We start from the raw sequence: 22,417 nt of genomic DNA on the forward strand, positions 1-22,417 counted from the left end.
ATAACCATGAGAATTTTAAGCTTATTAATCGCATTTTCAGTCTGTTTCCTGTCAGGTTGTGACAACGCAGAAACAAAAGCACGCAAGAAAGCTCAACATCTTGCCTCACTTACCTGTGATAGCTCTAAAAAAGATCGCTCAAAAGAAGAACTTCAGGTCATAGCAGACGCTTGTTTCAAACAAGGCGGTTATTCCAAAAGCTCCGGTATCAAATGGTAATATTATGAAAAAACAGACATTCACTTTTTTATTCGTATTCTTGTTAATTGGCTTTTCAGTCAATGCTCATGCCGATGGGGCTGGCATCGACAGCCGGGATTTGCTCGATAATATCCTCTATCGATTTTCCAATAATGCCTCGATGTGGAGTCATACTATTCTGAGCTATGCTCGATACCTTTTCTGGTCTTTAGCCATGATCAGTATGGTATGGACTTATGGCATGATGGCCTTAAGACGGGCTGATATTCAGGAGTTTCTCGCTGAAACCGTGCGTTTTTTGGTGGTCGTCGGCTTTTTCTATTGGCTTTTAGATAATGGACCTGCGATAGCCACCTCTATTATGGACTCCATGCGCAGGCTTGCGGCCAATGCATCTGGCATTGATGCAAAAGTATCCCCTTCCGATATTGTTGATGTGGGTTTTGATATCGTTTCAAAAGCCATTGATAACTCATCGGTCTGGTCACCAGCGGCAACGACGGTTGGGCTGATTGTTGCTGGAATCATTCTGATTGTTTTGGCCATGGTCAGTATCAATATGCTGATTATTTTAATTACCGGCTGGATATTAACTTATGGCGGCATCATTTTATTAGGCTTTGGCGGTGGTCGTTGGACTCAGGATATTGCCATCCAATATTACAAAACAGTGCTAGGTATTGCGCTTCAGGCTTTTGCCATGATTCTGATTATCGGTATCGGTAAGTCTTTTGTCGATCAGTACTATGCCGCTATGTCCAAAGACATTCTGTTAAAAGAAATGTTTGTCATGCTCGTGGTTGCTGTCGTCCTACTGGTCCTGATTAATAAAATTCCACCCATTCTGGCAAGTATTGTCTCGGGTGGCTCAGGCGGTGGTGGCGGTGGCCTTGGGTTAGGTGGTGCTTTGGGTGCAGCTGGCATTGCTGGCACTGCTCTGGCAGGAGCTGCCGGCGCTGCAAGTGCTCATAGTGCTGGGGGCCTTTCAGCCTTGAATGCTGCATTTAAAGCGGCTTCTCAAAGTATGGGGGTAGGTGATATTGGCGCTATGTCAGGCAATAGCTCAGGCCCTAAATCCGGTGGTCTAGCACAAGCCATGGGGCAGGCTTCTAAGTTTGCCGGTTCATTTGGTTCTCATCTTGCTTCTGGGGCGTTTGACGTTGCGCGTGAAAAAGCCGGCAGCATGAAAGCCTCATTTTCTGCCAAAACTTCCGATACAACGGGCGGTAAGATTGCCGAGGCCATCAATCAACGTGTTTCTTCAAGCTCGGATTCTGCTACTTCCAATCAATCATCTGACTCTCAAAATGTCACCTCGATGGGCGCACCAGAAGGCAGTTTTAGCTCTGGTAGTGAGGAAACCACAGACGAAGTCAGCCAGTTTGTGAATCAAAAAGCATCGGGAGATAACCAATGAAACCAAACCGCTCCATTGGTCCACAGGTAAGGCAAAAGCATGTTAATAAAGCCAGTAAGTATCTCATTATGTTAGTCATGCTTGCATTTTTAATCAGCATGCAAATTGGCACTCAATACGCGGCTTTTAAACTGTATCATGCTGATACCTTAAACTTTTCATTTACTCAATTCTATTGGCCATGGCAGGCGATTCTCTGGAATCTGCAATATCATCAATATTTTCCTGATATTTTTAATGCCGCCTTTGGTTTATCAGTTATGAGCGGTTGCCTTTTTTTAATGGGCATAATATTTCTCAACAAGCAGTTAAAACAAGAAAACGTCAGTGAATATCTCCATGGTTCTGCCCGATGGGCCAATATGACTGATTTAAAAGACGCCGGCATTATTGATAACGAAGAAGGCGTTTATGTCGGTGCCATTGAAGACGAAAAAGGTAATGTTCACTATTTACGCCATAACGGACCCGAACATATATTAACCTATGCCCCAACCCGCTCGGGTAAAGGGGTCGGTTTGGTAATTCCTACCCTATTATCCTGGAAAAAATCTTGTGTGATTACCGATCTAAAAGGTGAGCTATGGGCCTTGACCGCAGGCTGGCGGCAAAAACACGGCCATAACAAAGTCATTCGCTTTGAGCCGGCAACCCTTAAAGGCTCTGCTCGCTGGAATCCATTGGATGAAATCAGGGTTGGTACTGAGTATGAAGTTGGCGATGTACAAAACCTGGCAACACTCGTTGTTGATCCTGATGGCAAAGGACTCGAAACCCACTGGCAAAAAACCTCTCAAGCCTTGTTAGTTGGTTTTATTCTGCATGCCATTTATAAACTTCAAAATCAGGGTGAGCCGGCTACATTTCCCAATATCGATAGAATGCTGGTTGACCCCAATACCAATATCGCAGATTTACTCATTGAAATGACTCAATTCCCCCATGTGGATGGCAAAACCCATTCCGTTATTAGTGCTTCAGCCCGAGATATGATTGACCGGCCTGAAGAAGAAGCCGGCTCTGTGTTATCAACCTTAAAGTCTTATCTGGCGTTATATCGTGATCCTGTCGTTGCCCATAATGTTTCAGCATCTGATTTCTGTATCAAAGATTTAATGCATCACACCAACCCTGTCAGCCTCTATATCGTCACCCAACCCAATGACAAAGCAAGGCTGCAACCATTGGTTCGAGTCATGCTAAATATGGTCGTCAGACTATTAGCCGATAAAATGGATTTTGAACGCGTAGATGATGGACAAGGACATTATTCTGTCAAAACTAAAAAGACATACAAGCATCGTTTATTATGCATGATTGATGAGTTTCCTAGCCTTGGGAAACTCGATATCTTACAGGAGTCATTAGCTTTTGTTGCTGGTTACGGCCTGAAGTTTTACTTAATTTGTCAAGATATCAATCAGCTTAAAAGCCGAGAGCGAGGCTATGGACCTGATGAAACCATTACCTCCAATTGCCACATTCAAAACGCCTACCCACCCAACCGAATTGAAACCGCCGAACATCTGTCAAAACTCACAGGACAAACTACGATCGTTAAAGAGCACATCACCACCAGCGGCAAGCGTGTATCCACTTTTTTAAATCAGATTTCTAAAACCAAACAGGAAGTCTCAAGACCGTTATTAACCATTGACGAATGTCAGCGCATGCCCGGACCTAAAAAAGATGCCAATGGATTAATTACCGAGGCTGGTGACATGGTTATTTATGTTGCCGGTTTTCCTGCTATTTACGGCAAGCAGCCTCTCTATTTTAAAGATTCAGTGTTTATTGCCAGAGCATCAGTTGAAGCGCCAACACAATCAGATATTTTACGTGCCCGTTTAACTAAAGATGAGGAAATCAGGTTATGAAACAACTAACCATCTGGGCAGCGGTTTTTATGTTAAGCATCTTTGTCTTGAGCGTTCTTCTGGTTTTTCTAGGATTTCGGATTAACACGACTGATTCTATACCAATAGGTGTCTATCGAATGACAGCATATAAAAACCTCAAAAATGCTTATGTTATTTTTTGTCCTGATGATCGACCTGTTTTCCAGCAAGCCTTAGTTCGAGGATATATTAACAGTGGTTTTTGCCCTGATAGCTATGGATATTTAATGAAAAAAGTCGTAGCAACAACAGGTGATAACATAGCGGTCAACAGTAAGGGCGTCTTTGTCAATGACAGGCTTATTCCCTATTCAAAACCTCAGCTTAAAGATGCTCTCAATCGCTCATTACCTCAATGGCAAGCAAAAAATTATCAATTAAATGACGATGAAGTTATGGCCATGACCGATCAAAGCCAGTGGTCTTTTGATGGTCGTTATTATGGCCCTATTAAATCAGGACAAATAAAAGGAATGCTCACACCCATATGGGTCTACCCAAAACAGGAGAAAATACATGAATCATAAACCCGATTTAAATGAAGTCATTGCTGAAAAACTGGAAGATTTAACCGTCCCTGGCTTTATTGCTGAAGTCACACCACTTGAAGCTGAAATCATGGGTGCATTTTATGAAGATGCCATCAGTGAAGAAGAAGCACAGGAGGCCGCCTATGACTAAGATGTCTCACCACCAAATCGTTGCTAACCAGATCATCGAAAGCCTAAAACAAGGAACAGCACCTTGGCTAAAGCCTTGGGAACCTGGCATTGGCGATGGCCATATTCCCTTTAATCCCGTTACCGGAAAACGATACCGTGGTATCAATGCCCTGTACTTAATGCTGAATCAAGATGGCGATAACCGCTGGCTAACCTATAAACAGGCCCAAAGCATTGATGCACAGGTCCGCAAAGGCGAGAAAGGAACAACAGTACAATACTGGAAATTTAGTGAAGAAAAAATCAAAAAAGATGATTCAGGTAATTCGGTTCTTGATGAACAAGGCAATCCAGTAAAAGTGCAGGTTAATCTTGAAAGACCAAAAGTATTTTATGCCAGAGTTTTTCATGCTTCACAAATTGATAATATGCCTGAGCTCATACAAAAAGAGCAAGACTGGTCTTTAGTTGAGAAAGCGGAAACGCTGCTAACAAATTCTGGTGCATCTATTTTCCACTCAGAAGCAGACCGAGCTTTTTACAGATTATCGACAGACAGTATTCACCTGCCACCTAAAGACCAATTTAAATCAGCGGCTCATTATTATGCCACAGCGCTTCACGAGCTAGGACACTGGAGTGGTCACCCCTCCAGACTCAACCGCGACTTAGGCCACCCGTTTGGCAGTGAGGCCTATGCCAAAGAAGAGTTGAGAGCTGAAATCGCCAGCATGATATTAGGTGCGGAGCTTGGCATTGGCCATGATCCTTCTCAACATACTGCTTACATCAAATCATGGATTCGTGTTTTAGAGGATGATCCATTAGAAATATTCAGAGCATCCGCAGATGCTGAAAAAATTGTCAATCATATTTGTTCTTTGGAACAGGTCCAAGAGTTAAATCAAGAGCAAACCATTGAAATCAGGGATGAACAACCAAAAGAGGAAATCCTCATGGAATCAAAACAATACATCTCCGAGAAAACCTGGCTCAGCATCCCCTACAAAGAAAAAGACAAAGCAAAATCAATAGTAGGTAAACTTGCTGATGGGACAACTGGGATTGCCTGGGACAAAGAACAAAAATGCTGGTATGCAAAGCCAGGTATTGATATTGAAAAAATCAAACCCTGGCTTCCAGAAAACCAGATTTCACCAGAAGATAAAGCCCTTTCACCTGCTGATGAATTCAAAGAAGCCTTAATCAGCTTAGGCGCCAGAGTAACAGGAGAGCATCCCATTATCGATGGCCAACCCCATCGCATACAAATGGACGATGATAAACACGGTGAAAAGGCAGGGTTTTATGTGGTTCATTTAGATGGTATTCCCGCTGGTTATATTAAAAACAACCGCACAGGTGCTGAACTAAAATGGAAATGCAAAGGCTATGTATTAACCGACGAGCAAAAATCAGCCCTTAAAGCTCAGGCACTTGAAAATCAGAAAAACCGTGAGCTTGAACTTGATGAAAAGCACAAAAATACTGCGCTTAAACTGACGCAAAGGCTATCTAAAATGAAAGAGGCAACCGAACAAACCCCCTATATGAAATCAAAAGGTATTCAAGTTCACTCCGGTGTTTATACTAGCCCTTCATACAAAATAACCTGCATTCCAGCAATGGATATTGATGGCAAAATCTGGAGCATTCAATATATCGGTGATGATGGCTCTAAAAATTTTGCCAAAGACTCCAGAAAGGAAGGCTGTTTTCATGTATTAGGTGGCTTAGAAAAACTTGCTGACTCACCTGTCATTATCATTGCTGAGGGGTATGCAACTGCGGCAACTATAAAAGAAGCCACTGCTCTGCCGGCTGTTGTTTCTGCCTTTGATGCAGGCAATCTTAAATCGGTGGCAAAGGCAATGCATGAAGAGTATCCCCATACCCCAATTATGCTGGCCGCTGATGATGATAAGCACCTTGAGCAGTCAAAAGGGATTAACCCAGGCAAAGAAAAAGCTGGTGAAGCTGCTGATGCTGTCAATGGTTTTATCGTTATACCCACTTTTGCGCTAGGTGAGCAGTCATTAAATCCTAAGCAATTTAGTGATTTTAATGACTTGGCCAACCATAGCAAGCTAGGAATTGAGGGAGTTAAACGGCAGATCAAACCCAAGGTCGATAAAATTGCTAAGAAATATAGATACTTACGTCAGCCGCGAAAAGGAAATGTTGTTCATATCACATAATCTATAAAATAGTTGGCACCTTGATTAACTTCGAATGTGTTGTCTCAAATATAAATGTAACCAAAAATAAGAAATATTTTGAGGCAACTCATCATACACTCGCAAACATTAAGTGAGATGGTATTCCACTTTTTTTTGTCAATTTGTTATTCTGATATTTATGTACAGAGATTTTAACGAGAAAGTAAGTGCAATCAAATAAGCCAAACAGTATACAAATACAATCAGTCCAATCTCTATTCTTGAGAATGTATTTTAACGATACATTGTTGGCTACAGGAACTGGCTTTACTATAGAAACGCCAAATGGACATGTATTGATCACTAATAGACATAATTTCACAGGCAGAAATCCTTATACTGGCGAAGTACTTTCGTCTCATGGAGGCGTACCAAATATTGTGGAAATTTTTCACAATGTTAGAGGAAAGTTGGGCAGTTGGTTGCCTATTAAGCAAAATCTTTACAATGACCCAGAAATAATGCAAGAACCCCTTTGGCATGAACATCCAAAATTAGGCGAGCAGGCAGATGTGGTTGCCTTAACTCTTCAGCTAAATAACAGTATTATTTGCTACCCATATTCCCTTGATGAAAAAAATAAAATAGCCATTAGTCCTGCTGATATTGTAAGCGTCATTGGCTTCCCATTTGGTAAAACTGCTGGTGGTTTCCTTGCCATATGGGCAACAGGTTTTATGGCAAGCGAACCAAATTTACAATATGAAGGTATGCCAAAATTTTTGATTGATTGTCGTTCTAGGCAAGGACAATCAGGATCACCCGTAGTAGCACATAGAAGCGGAGGCGCTGTAGCCATGGAAGGAGGTGATACAGCTATTTTCACCAATTCAATAACTAATTTACTAGGCGTTTATAGCGGACGCATAAATTCAGAATCTGATTTGGGTGTTGTGTGGAAAACTAATGTAATCAAGGAGATATTAGCCAGTATCTAACAACCTCACAGGATTATGATTCTTGTGTAAATGAACTGAACTGTATCGAGTTGAACAGGTTCTGAGATCCTCTTGGAGCTTCAACTAACAGGTATGATCCGTATTTCATATAAAATCATTTAATACCTCAGCGCATTTCAAAAAAATATCCCAATCATCTGATTTCATATCAAGACACCAAACACCGGCTAAAATAGCTTGCGAGTATCCCCAGCCAATAATAATTTGTCGATCAAAACTAAGTATTTCAGCAAAGATATCAATGCGATCAGCCATAATTTTTTTCAGATTAGGTTTGGTAGCAATTTGAGGAATAGGGTTCCTGAGAAAAGCGCCACATTCATATTCTGGTGGTCCTACGACACCTTTTGGATCAATTGCTAACCATGGCTTCCTTTGGGCAGACAAAATATTGAAATGGTGAAGATCACCATGAAGTAAGACAGTTTTTTTTGCTTGATTGTGTAACTCACCAGCAATTCGCTTTGCTTTATCAATGTTCTTACTATCGAACCCTGCTGGGCATTTAATGTCTGACTCAAGTCGTCTAAACCAATCAGATGTCGAAGGAAACTTTAATTCATCAGGTATCGACTTTTGGATGTTAATAATGACGTTAGCTGCAATACGCGTCGCTTCACGCTCACTAACAACATTTGCTAATGTTTTTCCTGGGCAACATTCTTCAAGTAATAAAATACCTTGATTCCTATCATAATTAATAAGTTTAACAATGCCTTCGCCACGCATAAAATTAAGTGCTTCTATTTCACTGTCAGTCTCAGGCCCAGGTATACAAAATTTAACAATAATGGTCTTTCCATCATGTTGCCTTGCGGAAGTTGTATAGTTGAAAGATAGATGTGATAGAGGCTGGATGTTTGATAGCTTGTAGGCTTTTTCAGCATACCTTATTAAATGACTTAAATTTCCAAGCCAGGTGGAACCTTTTGTACCATGAGTATTGATAATTCGCTCTGCGAAGCCATTTGGAAAATTTATATCATTTGCTTTTTCACCAGTCATATTATCTTCCATTAGCCATAAAGCCTCTAAATAAACTGCTAAGTTTTCCTTGCTGCCAGGACATTATATTTTCCTTACCACATGCAAGCATCAACCGATAATGGGCTAAGATTCCATAAACAAACCATAGTTCTTGTGCTATTAAAAAAGCATCTGATATATTTTCTTCGGACTCGAACATCATATAAGGCTTAAGACCGGCGCTCTTTATCTCTACATAAGTCTTATCCTCTTCTTTTAAGGCATGATGTTTTTTAATTATGTGCAAAAAATTAAGCAACGAAAAAAATGGATGGGAAATAACCAGTTCACCTAAATCAATGATGGTGATTGTTTGTGATGAACCATCAATAAGCACATTATTGTCATTGAAGTCAGGCTGTACAATGGTTTGCTTTATTGAATATGAAGATAATTTTTCACATAAAGTGGAAATCTTTGGAACCAAAGCCCCTACTTCATCGATTTTTATTTCTGACAATCCATCATCCTTTAACAACTTCTTATCTAGAATTATCTTTCTATACAAGGCAGGAAAATTTTCCAGCCGCCAATCTGGCACGCCAACATCTAGAAGAGCATCAACGCGCTCTGAAACTGCAAGCTGAAGTGATGTAAATTGGTCAATAGCCCTACAAACCAATTCTTTATCAAATTTCTTCTTTAAAATTACTCTTAATGAAAGGCCTGCATCTTTCATCAAAAAACAATTCAATTCGACGTTTGAAGCTATTATTATTGGTGTAGAGGCATCAAATTGTTCATGTAAAACTTGAGATATTTTGGCTTCCAAGGCAATGGCTGGTGGCGTTTGTTTTAGATAGACATATCCCTCAGATGTTTTAAACCTGATGACATAAGACCAATGGGTGTGTTGCACCTTTTCTGGTAAGTCGGATTTTAACGTATACCCAAGAGATTTCAAGCATTTGTGCGCCCATTGAGTAGCCTCTTTATGTATATTATTAGCCTTTTCATCGGTCATAATGTATCTTCCACCACAGTACCTTGATGATATGCAATTTTCCAGGAATCATTTTCAAGCCGCCATATCGTTGACCGCCTTGTAATTCTCGTTCCCTGTGTAAGGGTATAAGTTAACAAGTAGTTATGATCAGCTATTTTCTGGCAACAAAAATCTGTTGCTCCCCACTGCTCAGTTTCCCAATCATCAATAGGTTGCTGTTGATATCTTTCAAGCAATGTTTTGATGACATATTCTCGACAATATCTTCTCCCTGAAGCACCAATTTCCCAAAAGGATGCAGTAGTCATATTTTCCAATGCTTCACGGGATGTACCAAACTCTCGCCTGTGAAAAATTGGCTCTCGTTGTTTAAGCTCTTGTAATATATTTTGACAATCAGGCGCTGTTTCAAGAGGCATCGCTGATTGAGCAGCCATTTTTTTTACAATGGTATTAACAATGAACTCCGCTCGTTCATACGGAGGTAGCAATGGAACTTCAATGATGTTGTAACTCAAGTCTTCATAAATTTTTCTGACATCGTCCCCAAATAATTTTGCCTGACTGTATGTCATTTTACGCTCATCATCATTTTCATAAATTTCTTCCCAAGCAGGGAGGAATAAAACTTGTTTGTTGTATTGATATTGATGAGCAGCTTTGGTTTGGGAATGACAATCTAAATCAAATAGTTTAGCGTAGCCAATGTTATCAGGAATGCCACGATCGTAGATAACAGGGCCCTGACGATTTTCCATTTGCTTGAATTGATAGATTGAGCGAGATAATAGAAGGTCGGCAAATAATTTTGGATCATGTTCAGGGACACCACTACCTTCGATTGCTCTTTGTTCCGCTAAAATTTGTCTGGCCGGTTCATCAATGCAGAGAAATCCAAGCTTTCTCAATTCTTTGAGGATTGTTGACTTACCTGCCCCCATAGCACCAGTTAGAATAAAATAATTATGCTTATTCATTAAATTTATTTTCCACTCGCTCATTCTTTTTAAAATGTAGTTTCATGCCAATATGACTCGGCACAAATCCAAGGCTTTCATAAAACTTTAAAGCCTCCGGTCTGGATTTATCTGTTGTCAGTTGAACAAGCTGACATCCACGTTGTTTGGCTTTGTCGAGTAGAAAGTTAAATAGTCTTTTGCCTATCCCTTTGTTTCGATATTTTTTTTGGATTCTGACACCTTCTATCTGGGCTCTAACTCCGCCTTTATAAGTGAGATATTGTAAATAATCTATTTGGGCCACTCCAACAATTTGATTATCATCTTCTACAACAAAAATGTCAGCGCTGTTGTTTTTTGAAATCTCATCCCATGCCTTAAAATTTAGTGTATTTTTCTTTACAACTCCATTTGATCATCTGGCAGATAAATTTCCATTTCTTCATAGGGTTGCTGCATAATATACTTAAGTCTTGTTTTTAAATTGCCGCAGTGAATTTCAAGCTTATTGTAATTAGGGTCTAGTATATATAATGAAGCGCCTTCACTAGTGTTTTCTTTCCACTGAGGAATATTTTCTTTTACTACTGTTTCACGAATATCTTTTATCGACTGAGAATCAACTGAAAAAGCAATATGTGTATACTCTTCCAATGCTTGTGTTTTTGTATTTGTGTTGCAACTTAGGCAGAGCCATATATCTTTCGCAGAAAGGTAGGCACCATTTTTCCATTTCACAATTAGCTTAAACTTTAGAATGTTACAGTAAAACTCTATTGATCTTGTAATATTTATTGTGGCGAATGTGATATGATTAATCCCTGTTATCATGATTCCTTTCCGAAACAGTTTATGAAACCGAAAAATTTTTTCTTATCTGATAAGTCAATTACTTTTTTATCATAACGCTGGTTACAAAACTCTTTTCCAACACCAATGAAATTGAGGCCTAATTGCTGAGCGGCAATATAGTCCCACTGACGATCCCCTACATAAGTAATACTACTAAAGTTCTCTTGATGCTTACTTTTGGACTGCTCAATGGCATGCAAAATAATATCAGTACGTTCAAAGTGCTTGTCGGAATAAGATTTTGGGATATTGGAATGATTTATTTTTGCTGAATCTAACTTTAATTGAGCAGAAACAGACCAGCCACCAGTCGCAATTGCCAATGCATAACTTTTTTCAGTGCGAATAATATCGATTAATTCCTTGGCTCCCTTGATTGGGGAGCATGGATGATTTTTTTTAAACTCGTTATTTAGCAAATAAATGAAACGATTTTGAATGATTGTTATATCTGATTGAGATGGCGCATCATTGATATGCTTCTGATATATCTCTGACAATATACCGGAGTCGGTTGAGTACTTATATTCATGCCAGTTCGTGTTTAGATTATTAATTCCTAAGTGCTCAGAGATGGCTTGAGCAAAACAAACTGAATCGACTTCATTTGTGTAAGTTAATGTGCCATCAATATCAAATATAATCAATTTCATTCTGCTTCAAACCTATCACTTAAACGTGCTTGTAGATTTTTTAAAATCTGTGGGGATGCTTTATCGGGGGAACCTGAATTAAACGGCGGCTGCGGATCATACTCTAAACCAAGTTGTAAAGTTTGAGCGATATCCTCCCCAGAAATTTTTGCTGCAAGAGTTAATGCCATATCAATTCCGGCAGAGACACCAGCAGCTGTCATGATTTTTCCACTTTCAACAACTCGTTGAAACGTTGGAATAGCATTCCATTTTTTTAATCGCTCCATCACGGCCCAATGTGTCGTCGCCTTAACGCCAGATAGTAGCCCTGCTGCACCTAATATTAAACTACCTGTACAAACTGAAGTAGTCCAAATAGTCGAGGCATGTATGTCTTTTACCCACTCAAGAATATCTGGATATTCTCTTAGCGCAGTTGCATTTCCAGCACCAGGAATCACTAAAATATCAGTTTGTGAGACATCAGATAGGGTATAGTCAGCTGTTAAAATAAGGTCTGAACACGTGCATATATTTCCAGAGTTCAAGGCCACTCTTTTAACTGAAGCATTTGGTAATCTACTAAGTATTTCATGAGGTCCAATAGCATCGAGTGCTGTCATACCTTCATAGAATAAAAATGTAATATGCAATTATGTACTCTCCTTTATTTCTCAACCAGTTAAGACTAAATTACAATACGCTAGATGACCCGATAATAAGCAGTATGCGCAATTTAAATAAAATATTTTTTATACTCTTTACTTCTGGATTCTTCTTATCATAACAGAGAATAGCCACTGTCTAAATAAGGTTAGCAAAGGCAAATAGCTGTTAAAGTGTTAACATTTGTTATGTTGGTAGGATAAAATTATAATAGCGGGCGGGCAATTGATGGCGGATTGGATTAACAACAAAAATACAACAACTTAAAAGATAATTACTATTATGCATCTTGAAAAGAAAAGACTAAAATTAGTTGATAAAAACTTGATTATAGAACTTCTAAATAATCCTATTGTACAGCGCCATATGCCTTTATCATCTCAAGGCTTCGATGAAAAACAATATAATACTTTTATCGCATCAAAAGAGGACATATGGGAAAAACATGGATTTGGTCCATGGGCTTATTTTATAGATGGCAATTTTGCTGGATGGGGAGGTATTCAACCCGACGAAGAAAACTTTGAATTAGCTCTCGTCCTTTCCCCTGCTTACTGGGGCTATGGAAAAAAAATCTATAAGGATATGATTGAAGAAGCTTTTCATAAACTAAACCTTGATTCGGTTACGATTCTCTTTCCACCTTCTCGTACAAGAATTAAAGGCATTCTTAAGGCTGGGTTTGTTGAGGAAGATAAAGTTAATATCAATGGTGAAAATTTTATTCGGTTTCGACATATGAATCCCAATTTAAGCTAAGATGAGTTGGGATTCATATTTAATTGACTAAACCAATCAATTCATTTATTAAAAATAAATTTTATTGTTACGATTTTTTCTCCCTTTCTTTAATCCAGAAATTTTCCGTCGCACATGGTTATCAAGTTGGAATCTTTGCCGCTCCAGCTGATCATGTGCATCAGTCGGCAATAGCACTTTACTTCTTCCGGTGAACTGAACCATATCGAGTTGGGACAGACTTCGCAGGCTGTTTTGACCTTCGGCTGGCGGGCCTTGTCTAAAGCTGATAGCGTTGGACTTCGGTCTGCAAGGGTTTCCTTTTCCATGGGCTGTTCCAGCAACTTCATTGCTTCTTGCAGTTCTTCTTCCATCATCAGATCCGTATCGTCTTGATTGCTCATTTTGTTCCTTCTGTTGTGAAGTTATTTTTTGGCGCTGAGATTCCATCTCAGAATCAGCGAAAGTGATTGGGATTTTGCTCTGAACGGTTAATTGAATAATGATCTTTTTGAATAGTGGTGAACCACTTACCTTAATGCAGTTGCCGTATCTTTGGAGGGCCATCTCAAGGGCTTTTTTCAATACGGCGATTGAAGCACCTTTGGAAATTTTAATTTCTTTGCCGGTATTCCTAATGACAGCCTTACCTGTCTTATAAATCTCTGTTCCTTCTTTGGTAATGGAATCAACCTGACCTATATTGGCGGAGGAGATATCCGGTGATGGGCCTGATAAAGTGTAATTGGTTTTATTTTTCCGATTGCGATATCGCATGGCGGTTAAAGCGTCTTTATCTCCTTGTTGTGCTTTGTACCGCAACCAGTCAGCCCAGGTATTTTTTTTATGTAAATCAATCAAAATGCTTCGCTCTTTGGAGTAATTTTGGCGGATTTGTTCAATATCACTTAACAGAGTTTTACTGATTTGCTTGTAGAGATATTTCTTTTGAATCCTTGGGGCTTTTAGTAGTTTTAGCGCAGTTCGTTTCATTCTGCCGCGCTTCTTGGCCTTATCAATTAATATGGTCTTAGCTTCACGAAGCCTCTTAAGTTTTTCGGAAAGAATTGTTTTGCCGTGTTCTCTTTCGTGGAGGTAACGTGCATAAATTTCTTTGCTGAGCACTTGCTTATTAAGTGGTTCATATCGATAGATATTTTGCCCAGCTATGTGAGCAGAGTATGGCGATGGTATAAATGCCCCTAACTGATACTCAAGGTTCTTTTTAGAAAATCCTCGTGAAACAGAACTGGCTTTAATAGTAAGACCATCCTTATTACAAAAAACAAATCCATTAGCTTTGACTCGAATTTCAAGATCATGCACTGCGAGAACTTTATGAAACTCGTCCCAGTTTTCTGCTGACTCCAAGTTCTCCCAGCAATAGCGTTTCATCCAGTTAATCAAACTCTCAATACCTGAATGATGCTCCATATCATCGGCAAGATTCTCTGAACGAGATTTACGTGTTTGATGGTTTATGAGCTCAAGACCATACTCAGCTTCCAATGTCGATGCCACTTCAGAAAAAGCTCTATAGGCTCTATATGGCTCAATCATGTTAAAAGATTTTGGATGAATCTTATTAACCGCAACATGAATATGTAAATTGTCGGTATCGTGATGAATGGCACTGATTCTTTGATGATCTCTGAATCCTATACTTGATACAACTCGTTCTTCGATAGCCTTCAATATGTCTTCAGGTGGGTTCTCACCTGGTGCAAACGATATGAGTAAGTGGTAGGTTTTATCTCCTTTTGCTCTTTGATTTATCGCTTGTGTTGCCAATACCTCCTGAATGGCCCATGTGGGGTCGATACTGTTACAGTTTGATATCCTGATTTTGCCTACTCGTTCCTGCTTGTTTTGTTCATCAACTATATATTTCACCAAGCTTGAAAAGCTGCTAAGTCTTGCTGATTTCATGGGTATATGGCGAATAATCATAATTTTTTCACCACCTCAAACATGGCTTCCTGCGTTGTTTGAATTCGACCCAGTAATGCTTTTACCATACGGTGATCAAAATGTGCGACGCGCCTATCCTGGGTAAGCCAAAGTTTAAACAGTCCTCCTAGCCTTCCCATATCAGCATTTATTTTGGATAGCTGAAGAATATATTCCTTATCAATGGCACTTTGTATTGGGTGGCCCTGGCCGACTCGACGCAGGTATTCCGCAATAGAAAGCCCAGCCTGAGCTGCATTCGATTTAATTGAGATTTCTTCATCTGGAAGAACGGGAACACGAAGGTGGCGACCGTGTTTTCTGGTAGGTTTTTTATTCTGATTGTCCATAAGGATGCTGACCTCTTAATAAGTGGTTATGCAATCCTTTAGGTTCTAATTTGTTGTTTTCTTTTTGACCTCAAAAAGCAAGATATGCGTTGAGCACCGAAGGTGCGAATAAGGCTTGTGAAGTTTGGTGGCCAGCTTGCTGGTTAGCTAACTTCACCTATCTTGCCCAGAGTTCTAACGTTTCTTAAAGATATCATAACAGGTTCTTTTTCTTCCCATCAAGGGTTTTCTGATGATATAGGTAGATAATGAACCAAAATAAATGTATAAAAACATAAATAGGAAATTGAAGAACATCTGAAGGTAATAAAAGAGAACTAAAAGGACCACAAAGAACGCGAAAAAGAACATTTTGTTGTTAATAAGGAAAATTTCTAATAAGATGTATTAAGAGCGATAAATCAAAAAATATATGGGATGAGATGAATAGTTCACTCAGTGAGAGAATTGCAAAAAGACAAGCTAAAAAAAATGGCGCTAACAACTCCAAAAATAAAGTGGCTTTTCTTGCTCAAAAGAAAGACATCATTGGAGCGCTATCTGATGGCTGGTCAATGAAAGCAATTTGGGAGACATTAACTGAGGAAGGAAAAATTTCATTCACATACAAAACATTTCGCTTATATGTAGCACAGTTCATTCGTAATGATAAAAAGAATGAGCCGCAGGAGAAAACCAAGGAAGATACGAAGAAGAAAAGTAACGCCACAAATGAAATCAAGGGCTTTACTTATAATCCCATTCCTAACTTGGAGGAACTCTTGTAATGGCCAAAATACATATTACGATGCAAGGCAAAGGCGGTGTCGGCAAATCCTTTGTGTCAGCAACAACCGCACAATATAAACACCATAAAGAACAAACACCACTTTGTATAGACACCGATCCCATTAACGCCACATTTCATGGTTTTAAAGCACTTAATGTTGAACGTCTTGATATTATGGAGGGAGATGAGATTAACCCTCGTCATTTTGACACATTGATTGAAAAAATTGCTACATCAGATCAAGATATCATCATTGATAACGGAGCAAGCTCTTTTGTACCACTGTCACACTACATCATCAGCAACCAAGTACCGGCATTATTACAAGGCATGGGGCATGAACTGATTGTCCATTCAGTTATCACCGGCGGCCAGGCTTTATTCGATACCATTACTGGCTTTATTCACTTGGTGAATCAACTACCTGAAGATATCCGCTTCGTTGTATGGCTAAATCCGTATTGGGGAAGGATTGAACATGAGGGGAAGCCTTTTGAGCAATTGAAAGTCTATAAGGAGAATAAGGATCGTGTGGCCGCACTCATTAATATCCCCGACTTAAAGGAAGAAACCTTTGGACGGGATCTCACAGATATGCTGCAACAAAAAATGACGTTTAATGAAGCCATCAACTCCCCTGAGCGAAATATTATGACCAGGCAACGATTGAAGCTGATTCGAGATCAATTATTTGGCCAAATTGATAACGCCATGGTGATCTAATGACAGATAAAATGAATGAAGCAATTAAAGATATTGCTTTCAGGCATGGTGTTGTTCTGGGTAAAGATGATCCAGTCCTCATACTTCAAACAATGAATGAAAAATTGCTTGCAGAAAATCGAAAAGAACAAGAAGCAATGCTGGCTCAATTTAAAGAGGAAATGGAAAACATTTCCTCTCAGTGGAAGGATGATGCTAAGGATAAAGCTGAGCGAGTGCTTAATGCTGCTTTGGCTAGTAGTAAAGAGACTATGGATAAAATACTAAGACAGGCGACTCATGAATCTGCATTAGTAATGCAAAAAATGATATCTGATTCGCTGAAAGAAGCTCGGGTTTTGAACCAACAGACGCAGAAAACAAGCCAATTTAAATTGTTATCATCGGCTGTGTTACTTACCGTTTCATGCACATTTATATTGTTCTTTCTGAGTAAAATTGTAAGTTAACTCATGCATCCAATTGATATATTAATACAGTGGCTTGACGAGGATAAGCTAACAGGTGCGTAATGACTGAGAGCAGCAAATTACATACAAAGATCATGATTATCGGAAGACCTGGTAGTGGCAAATCCACATTTGCTATATGTCTGGCTAACATATTGAATATCAAAGTTTTTCACTTAGATAAGTATTTTTTCGAAAAAAACTGGATCGAGCGTGATTACCAAAAATTTTTATCATCACAAGAGGACATGATTTCCAGAGCAAGCTGGATCATTGATGGAAATTCGACCAAGTCCTATGAAATGCGCTATGCATGTTCAGATCTCTGCCTATATTTTAATTTTCCCAGGTGGTTATGTTACTGGCGGGTTTTTAAAAGATTATTTCATAAACATCCAAGCATTGATGATAGAGCACCAAACTGCCCTGAAACAGTACGATGGTCGCTATTGAAATATATGTGGAATTTTGAGGGTAGAGTCGATCCCATTTTGAAACAGCTACAGCTGAAATATCCTAACGTTAGACTTATAGAATTTCGTTCCGATGCCGAGGTAAATAAATTTATAAATCAGTGTGCTATAGAGGCAGAGACATATAAGCTATGAACCATTTTAAATTTAAACCACTTAGACAAGACGATTTAAACTTACTCCATCAATGGTTCTATGAGCCAACCATCAAGCATTGGTATGCCAGAGATAAAAACTGGTCATTTGATGAAATAGAGAAAAAATACAAACCCCGAATTCTAGGCGAGGAACATGTACCGAGTTTTATCGTGTACCAAAATAATACAGCTCTAGGGTTTATTCAATTCTATGTGCTTTCTAACTCTTTGCCGGATGGCATTGATGATTATAAACATCCGATTTTTGAACAATCGCTGCCGAAAGACTTGGCGGGAATCGACCTTTTTATTGCATCCGATAATTTTAGAGGCAAGGGGTTAGGCGAGTTAGTGATTAATCAATTTATTTCAAAGTTTCTTAATCAGTTTAACGCCGTAATCGTCGATCCAAATGTCAATAACCTCCAAGCTATTAGCTGTTATGAAAAGGCTGGCTTTACGAAGACAACATTTAGTCATGAACCAAATCACCTTATCATGATAAAATCATTGGCCTAAGCCCTCCGAGGTACAAGAAAATGAAGAAAGAAGATGAGCTTGGTCTTCCTATCGAATACCAACAACTACCACAGTTTTTTGATGCTCATAATATAAATGAAGAAACTGAGAATAAAAATGCACTTATTGAAAAACTATTAAAAGAACAAGAAATCAAGACTGTCCTGGATATGACCTGTGGTACGGGTTCACAAGTATTATATTTGGCCCAGCGTGGCTATGAAATTACAGGCAGTGATTTATGTCCTGATTTGATTAAAATTGCGCAAAACAAAGCTATGGAAATGAAACTTGATGTACAATTTCGTGAAGGAGATATGCGTAACATTAATTTGGGACAGTTCGACGCAGTCATTACCATATTCAGCGCTATCGGGCATGTCAGCAGGTCCGATTTTGAAAAAACGCTGCAAAATATACGTCACAACTTAAACCCCGGCGGCATATATATTTTTGATATCTTTAACTTACAGGCTCTGACAGAAGACGTTGTAAAAAACTTCAAGATGGATATACAAACAGAAGTCGATGGTGTGAAATTTCGTAATCAGCAATATTCAGAGATTGATAGAGAAAAAGGTCTACTTATTTCTCATGATAAATATACAATCATTAAGGACGATGCCGAGCCGGATTACAAGACAAATACATTTAGCCTTCAACTATACACAGCTCAAGAATTGCATACCATCTTGGAAAGAAATGGGTTCGAAGTTATTAACCAATATGATATGGAAGGTCAAAAATTGAAGCCTGCTCAGAGTCTCAATATTTTGACTGTAGCAATAGTTAAATCGTGATAAGCACTAATGAAATACAACAGCAATTGAGTGATTGCCTCGGGCTGTTAAAAAATGTCTTTGGAAGAGATTTACTTGGTGCTTACCTCTATGGTTCTTATCTTGTAGGTGGTTTGCAAAAATATAGTGATATTGACTTATTCGTAGTAACAAACCGGTCCTCAACAACGGAAGAAAAAATAGAACTTACAACCCAACTTCTTCATATATCTGGTATTTATATGAAAGGTATCAAGCCACCCATTGAAATGACAGTGGTAGAAAAAGCGGCTGTAAACCCTTGGCAATATCCCCCTCTTTTCGATTTCCAATATGGTGAGTGGTTACGCCAATCTTATGAGATGGGAAATTTCGAATCTTGGCAAAGTCAAGAAATGCCAGACCTTGCTTTAATTATCACTCAAATATTATTGAAAAGTCATACTTTGGCTGGAGAAAACCCTGAACAGTTATTAGCGCCTGTCCCATACTATGACTTTATGAAAGCAATGCTCAACGACCTGGATAGGTTAACAGATGATCTTGAAGATGATACTCGGAATGTATTGCTAACCTTGGCGCGTATTTGGAGCACCTTAGAAACGAATATGATTAGATCTAAGCCAGATGCAGCGGACTGGGTGATTAGACGTTTAACTTCAAAACACCAGCCAGTCATGGATAGAGCAAAATCAATCTGTATCGGTCATGAAGAAGAGTATTGGGATGATCTCAATGAATCCATAAAGTCCTGTGTACAGTATATGATACGCAGAATTAATGAACAAAAATTATCAATAAACCTGAAAGACCCCTCGAATAAAATTACGCTTGCTTAGCTATTACTTTCGACCTCGTAGTTTCTTTGCTTCAGAGAATAACTTGTTACACTCGTCTTCCAATACCCCACCAATCAATTGGCAGCTATAAAAATTCGGTGTTTTTGATAATACTTCTTCAGCCCCAACTTGAATCTGTCGGCCAAACAACTCATGCAAAAATGCGATAGAAGACCCATAAACCACTTTCGGAATCATAGCCCAATAAATAGCAGCAGCACACATGGGGCATGGCTCTGCCGTTGTATAAAGACTTAATTTGCTGGCATCACCATCAAAACCGTTATCAAAAAGCGTATGTATCACCGACAGCTCACCATGCATTAATGGATGATGATGTGCACTGTTGACGGATTTTAATAGTATTTCTTTATCATCATAAACAATAATGGCGCCAAAAGGAGCTATAGGGTTTTCTGATGCGACCTCTATTGTTGCTGTCATAAAATCATATATATGCTTATCCATCGTTACTTCTCTTCGGATTTATATAATTTTCATTAAACTTATTAGCACTGAATTTATAGTTTGTATCGATTCTAAATGGATTCAGATTCGATAGCTCATCATAAATATCAACCTTCTCTTTCACCTTCAGGAAATAGATCAACAGAATTGATATCGGTGCCAATACAATTTCATAAGATATTTTGTAAGCATCCTCAAATAGGATAACGCTTGCCAGCTTATCATTTGGCACAATGCCATAAAATGCCACAAGGGAAAACAAACTGACATCTATTATAATCCCAAATGCTGAAGATGTCGCAATTCTTGTCCAAACTGTGGTGATAAATTCCTTTTTAAGGGAAATGCCTCGCTTGCGCTGCCTGGATTTTATAATTGAAATCACCGTCGAATTAATCGTCATTCCAAGAAAAAATGCCGTTGCTGAAGCAATAAACATCCGTGCTTGATTATGAAGAATTAATTTAAATGAGCCATTTCCACCAATTGCCAGCAGATTGGTTAGCCAAACGTCAAACACAAACAGTAAATTACAAAAAATGACAAACAAGACCATTTGCTTAGTGCGTTCAATGCCATACACATCTGTCATCATATCAGCAGCAAGATAAGCCAATGAAAATACTATTCCGCCAACATTAATCGTTAAAAATCCAATTGAAATAAACTTGGCGGCCATAGTTTTGGAGGCAATGAAAAATACAATGCTGGAGCAAAATAGCATGTGATGATATTTAAAAAGCTTGTTGTTTTGGTTGCCCGTGCTATTTGGCAACTGAAATTTAAACAGCTGCTTACTATTATCTTCCCTAGGCTCTGACTGTTCAATATTGACAACAATCCTTAACAATTGGCGAGCAAAAATACTGAGAAAACAATAAATCATTGGAGGAATGATCAGTTGCGAGATAGTGACTGTATATTTTGGAATAAGCCAATACATATTAAGTAAAGAAAAGACCATCAAAGAAGCAAATAATATATAGCGAGTTTCCTTTTCATTTGAAATCTTAACGTATCTGACTGGTAATAAAGTCGTTCCCCATATCAGTACTGAACTCTTTATGAGGTAAAATAAATCCCTACCAAGTACTTGAGTGTAAGTTTCTTGAAGTTGCCAAAATGAAGATGATGGCAACCAGATGGCTAGTTTTAAAAACAAAATATACAAAGCGTGGAAAAGCATAACCAAGTATACGGTATGACGCAGATATGAGTATCCATAAGCATTTTGTATTAACTGAAGTATAAAAAATACGATAGGCCACCATAGAAATTCTGAAGCAGTGGATATGCCAAATATATTGATAACTTGAGCTTCAGCAGGAACTGTAATTAAGGAAAAGAAAACAGTAAATCCAATCAACGTATGAAGTAGCTTGAAGTGAAGTGGGGTTTTAGATTTCCCCGAAAGCTGGCTACTCATCAACAAACACTCGCTTTAAACCAGTAAAACACTTTGCTTTCAAGCTGGGCGATTTCTTTTCAAGGACAGTAAGCTGTTCGGAATGAGCACCAAACTGCTGACCAATATCAAAAACAACCCTTGGATCGATAAGATAGATCATATCCGACTTTACAAAATCAGCTACTGACGTCTCTTGATTGACTCGTTTATTGGCGATATGAAACGCGATTGTTAATTCATTGGTATCGGGATGAGTAAATATTCGATCAATGCGAATTAGATATGGTTCTCTCACCTGACCGGTGAATCTTACAACAGTTTGCTGATATACAAAGCGAAGAAATTTGCTTTTTGGGGTCCATTTTCCCATGGTTA

At 38.8% G+C, this 22,417-nt stretch carries 27 protein-coding genes; 15 read left to right on the forward strand and 12 right to left on the reverse strand.

Translation table 11 applies throughout. The annotated features are described in order from the left end of the window. Positions 1–6 precede the first annotated feature (6 nt). From CKW05_RS01075 to CKW05_RS01100, 7 genes are all read left to right on the forward strand, one after another. Positions 7–219 (forward strand): hypothetical protein, encoded by a 213-nt coding sequence (locus CKW05_RS01075; protein ID WP_058483941.1) that lies wholly within the window; start codon positions 7–9, stop codon positions 217–219. A 4-nt stretch (positions 220–223) separates the two neighbouring features. After that, positions 224–1,618, forward strand: a complete 1,395-nt coding sequence (gene trbL, locus CKW05_RS01080) for a P-type conjugative transfer protein TrbL (RefSeq protein WP_058483940.1) — start codon at positions 224–226, stop codon at positions 1,616–1,618. Continuing rightward, positions 1,615–3,495 (forward strand): type IV secretory system conjugative DNA transfer family protein, encoded by a 1,881-nt coding sequence (locus tag CKW05_RS01085; RefSeq protein ID WP_058483939.1) that lies wholly within the window; start codon positions 1,615–1,617, stop codon positions 3,493–3,495. Before trbL ends, CKW05_RS01085 begins: the two co-directional genes overlap by 4 nt. Beyond that, positions 3,492–4,043, forward strand: a complete 552-nt coding sequence (gene traF, locus CKW05_RS01090) for a conjugative transfer signal peptidase TraF (RefSeq protein ID WP_058483938.1) — start codon at positions 3,492–3,494, stop codon at positions 4,041–4,043. Before CKW05_RS01085 ends, traF begins: the two co-directional genes overlap by 4 nt. Then, positions 4,033–4,197 carry a hypothetical protein gene (locus CKW05_RS15420; protein ID WP_058483937.1) on the forward strand — a complete coding sequence of 55 codons (165 nt, stop codon included), beginning with the start codon at positions 4,033–4,035 and terminating at the stop codon, positions 4,195–4,197. Before traF ends, CKW05_RS15420 begins: the two co-directional genes overlap by 11 nt. Then, complete coding sequence (locus CKW05_RS01095; protein WP_058483936.1) at positions 4,190–6,376, forward strand: zincin-like metallopeptidase domain-containing protein; 2,187 nt, start codon at positions 4,190–4,192, stop codon at positions 6,374–6,376. Before CKW05_RS15420 ends, CKW05_RS01095 begins: the two co-directional genes overlap by 8 nt. Before the next feature lie 269 nt (positions 6,377–6,645). Next, entirely contained in the window at positions 6,646–7,335 is a 690-nt protein-coding gene (locus tag CKW05_RS01100) for a trypsin-like peptidase domain-containing protein (RefSeq protein WP_133141162.1), read from the forward strand. Between the two features lie 105 nt (positions 7,336–7,440). Here CKW05_RS01100 and CKW05_RS01105 read toward each other — a convergent pair whose 3' ends face one another. Genes CKW05_RS01105 through CKW05_RS01135 form a run of 7 tightly spaced genes read right to left on the reverse strand, consistent with a single transcriptional unit; the run spans position 7,441 to position 12,427 of the window. Beyond that, positions 7,441–8,361, reverse strand: a complete 921-nt coding sequence (locus tag CKW05_RS01105; protein WP_065238416.1) for an aminoglycoside phosphotransferase family protein — start codon at positions 8,359–8,361, stop codon at positions 7,441–7,443. Between the two features lies 1 nt (position 8,362). Continuing rightward, positions 8,363–9,346, reverse strand: coding sequence for an aminoglycoside phosphotransferase family protein (locus tag CKW05_RS01110; RefSeq protein ID WP_058483933.1), 984 nt, complete (start codon positions 9,344–9,346; stop codon positions 8,363–8,365). Next, a complete protein-coding gene (locus CKW05_RS01115; RefSeq protein WP_162264430.1) occupies positions 9,343–10,305 on the reverse strand; it encodes an AAA family ATPase in 963 nt (320 codons plus the stop codon). The genes CKW05_RS01110 and CKW05_RS01115 overlap by 4 nt, the downstream gene beginning before the upstream one ends. Beyond that, complete coding sequence (locus tag CKW05_RS01120; protein ID WP_082642803.1) at positions 10,298–10,651, reverse strand: GNAT family N-acetyltransferase; 354 nt, start codon at positions 10,649–10,651, stop codon at positions 10,298–10,300. Before CKW05_RS01120 ends, CKW05_RS01115 begins: the two co-directional genes overlap by 8 nt. Positions 10,652–10,686: 35 nt before the next feature. Further along, positions 10,687–11,118 carry a VOC family protein gene (locus tag CKW05_RS01125; RefSeq protein ID WP_058483931.1) on the reverse strand — a complete coding sequence of 144 codons (432 nt, stop codon included), beginning with the start codon at positions 11,116–11,118 and terminating at the stop codon, positions 10,687–10,689. Continuing rightward, a complete protein-coding gene (locus CKW05_RS01130) occupies positions 11,115–11,792 on the reverse strand; it encodes an HAD family hydrolase (protein ID WP_058483930.1) in 678 nt (225 codons plus the stop codon). Before CKW05_RS01130 ends, CKW05_RS01125 begins: the two co-directional genes overlap by 4 nt. Then, on the reverse strand, positions 11,789–12,427 hold the full coding sequence (locus tag CKW05_RS01135; RefSeq protein ID WP_058483929.1) for a DJ-1/PfpI family protein: 639 nt from the start codon (positions 12,425–12,427) through the stop codon (positions 11,789–11,791). Before CKW05_RS01135 ends, CKW05_RS01130 begins: the two co-directional genes overlap by 4 nt. A 295-nt stretch (positions 12,428–12,722) precedes the next feature. Here CKW05_RS01135 and CKW05_RS01140 point away from each other — a divergent pair, with 295 nt between their 5' ends. Next, positions 12,723–13,199 (forward strand): GNAT family N-acetyltransferase, encoded by a 477-nt coding sequence (locus tag CKW05_RS01140; protein WP_058483928.1) that lies wholly within the window; start codon positions 12,723–12,725, stop codon positions 13,197–13,199. Between the two features lie 48 nt (positions 13,200–13,247). Here the strand turns inward: CKW05_RS01140 and traI are convergent, their stop codons facing one another. Both traI and traJ read right to left on the reverse strand, forming a co-directional pair. Further along, positions 13,248–15,128 (reverse strand): TraI/MobA(P) family conjugative relaxase, encoded by a 1,881-nt coding sequence (traI, locus tag CKW05_RS01145; protein ID WP_058483927.1) that lies wholly within the window; start codon positions 15,126–15,128, stop codon positions 13,248–13,250. Then, positions 15,125–15,478: a conjugal transfer transcriptional regulator TraJ gene (gene traJ, locus CKW05_RS01150; protein ID WP_058483926.1), complete on the reverse strand. Its 354-nt coding sequence runs from the start codon at positions 15,476–15,478 to the stop codon at positions 15,125–15,127. Before traJ ends, traI begins: the two co-directional genes overlap by 4 nt. 422 nt (positions 15,479–15,900) lie before the next feature. Here traJ and CKW05_RS01155 point away from each other — a divergent pair, with 422 nt between their 5' ends. The 7 genes from CKW05_RS01155 to CKW05_RS01185 all read left to right on the forward strand — a co-directional run bounded on the left by CKW05_RS01155 (position 15,901) and on the right by CKW05_RS01185 (position 20,166). Next, a complete protein-coding gene (locus CKW05_RS01155; protein WP_058483925.1) occupies positions 15,901–16,245 on the forward strand; it encodes a TraK family protein in 345 nt (114 codons plus the stop codon). Next, the gene (locus CKW05_RS01160) at positions 16,245–16,970 is read left to right on the forward strand and encodes an ArsA-related P-loop ATPase (protein WP_058483924.1); all 726 of its coding nucleotides are present in this window, start codon (positions 16,245–16,247) and stop codon (positions 16,968–16,970) included. Before CKW05_RS01155 ends, CKW05_RS01160 begins: the two co-directional genes overlap by 1 nt. Next, complete coding sequence (locus tag CKW05_RS01165) at positions 16,970–17,419, forward strand: conjugal transfer protein TraM (RefSeq protein ID WP_058483923.1); 450 nt, start codon at positions 16,970–16,972, stop codon at positions 17,417–17,419. The genes CKW05_RS01160 and CKW05_RS01165 overlap by 1 nt, the downstream gene beginning before the upstream one ends. A gap of 276 nt (positions 17,420–17,695) precedes the next feature. Then, positions 17,696–17,872, forward strand: a complete 177-nt coding sequence (locus tag CKW05_RS15270; RefSeq protein ID WP_156413339.1) for a hypothetical protein — start codon at positions 17,696–17,698, stop codon at positions 17,870–17,872. Positions 17,873–18,023: 151 nt separating this feature from the next. Then, a complete protein-coding gene (locus tag CKW05_RS01175; protein ID WP_058483922.1) occupies positions 18,024–18,548 on the forward strand; it encodes a GNAT family N-acetyltransferase in 525 nt (174 codons plus the stop codon). 20 nt (positions 18,549–18,568) lie between these two features. Next, positions 18,569–19,348, forward strand: coding sequence for a class I SAM-dependent methyltransferase (locus CKW05_RS01180; protein ID WP_058483921.1), 780 nt, complete (start codon positions 18,569–18,571; stop codon positions 19,346–19,348). Continuing rightward, positions 19,345–20,166 (forward strand): aminoglycoside adenylyltransferase family protein, encoded by an 822-nt coding sequence (locus CKW05_RS01185; protein ID WP_058483920.1) that lies wholly within the window; start codon positions 19,345–19,347, stop codon positions 20,164–20,166. The genes CKW05_RS01180 and CKW05_RS01185 overlap by 4 nt, the downstream gene beginning before the upstream one ends. Before the next feature lie 3 nt (positions 20,167–20,169). On the opposite strand, the gene CKW05_RS01190 is transcribed toward CKW05_RS01185, so the two are convergent. Genes CKW05_RS01190 through CKW05_RS01200 form a run of 3 tightly spaced genes read right to left on the reverse strand, consistent with a single transcriptional unit; the run spans position 20,170 to position 22,412 of the window. Then, a complete protein-coding gene (locus tag CKW05_RS01190) occupies positions 20,170–20,634 on the reverse strand; it encodes a nucleoside deaminase (RefSeq protein ID WP_058483919.1) in 465 nt (154 codons plus the stop codon). Then, positions 20,627–22,060 (reverse strand): VUT family protein, encoded by a 1,434-nt coding sequence (locus CKW05_RS01195; RefSeq protein WP_058483918.1) that lies wholly within the window; start codon positions 22,058–22,060, stop codon positions 20,627–20,629. The genes CKW05_RS01190 and CKW05_RS01195 overlap by 8 nt, the downstream gene beginning before the upstream one ends. Beyond that, complete coding sequence (locus tag CKW05_RS01200; RefSeq protein WP_058483917.1) at positions 22,053–22,412, reverse strand: hypothetical protein; 360 nt, start codon at positions 22,410–22,412, stop codon at positions 22,053–22,055. The genes CKW05_RS01195 and CKW05_RS01200 overlap by 8 nt, the downstream gene beginning before the upstream one ends. Between the last annotated feature and the right edge of the window lie 5 nt (positions 22,413–22,417).

The sequence above is a fragment of the Legionella spiritensis genome, from assembly GCF_900186965.1.
Classification (GTDB): Bacteria; Pseudomonadota; Gammaproteobacteria; order Legionellales; family Legionellaceae; genus Legionella_C; species Legionella_C spiritensis.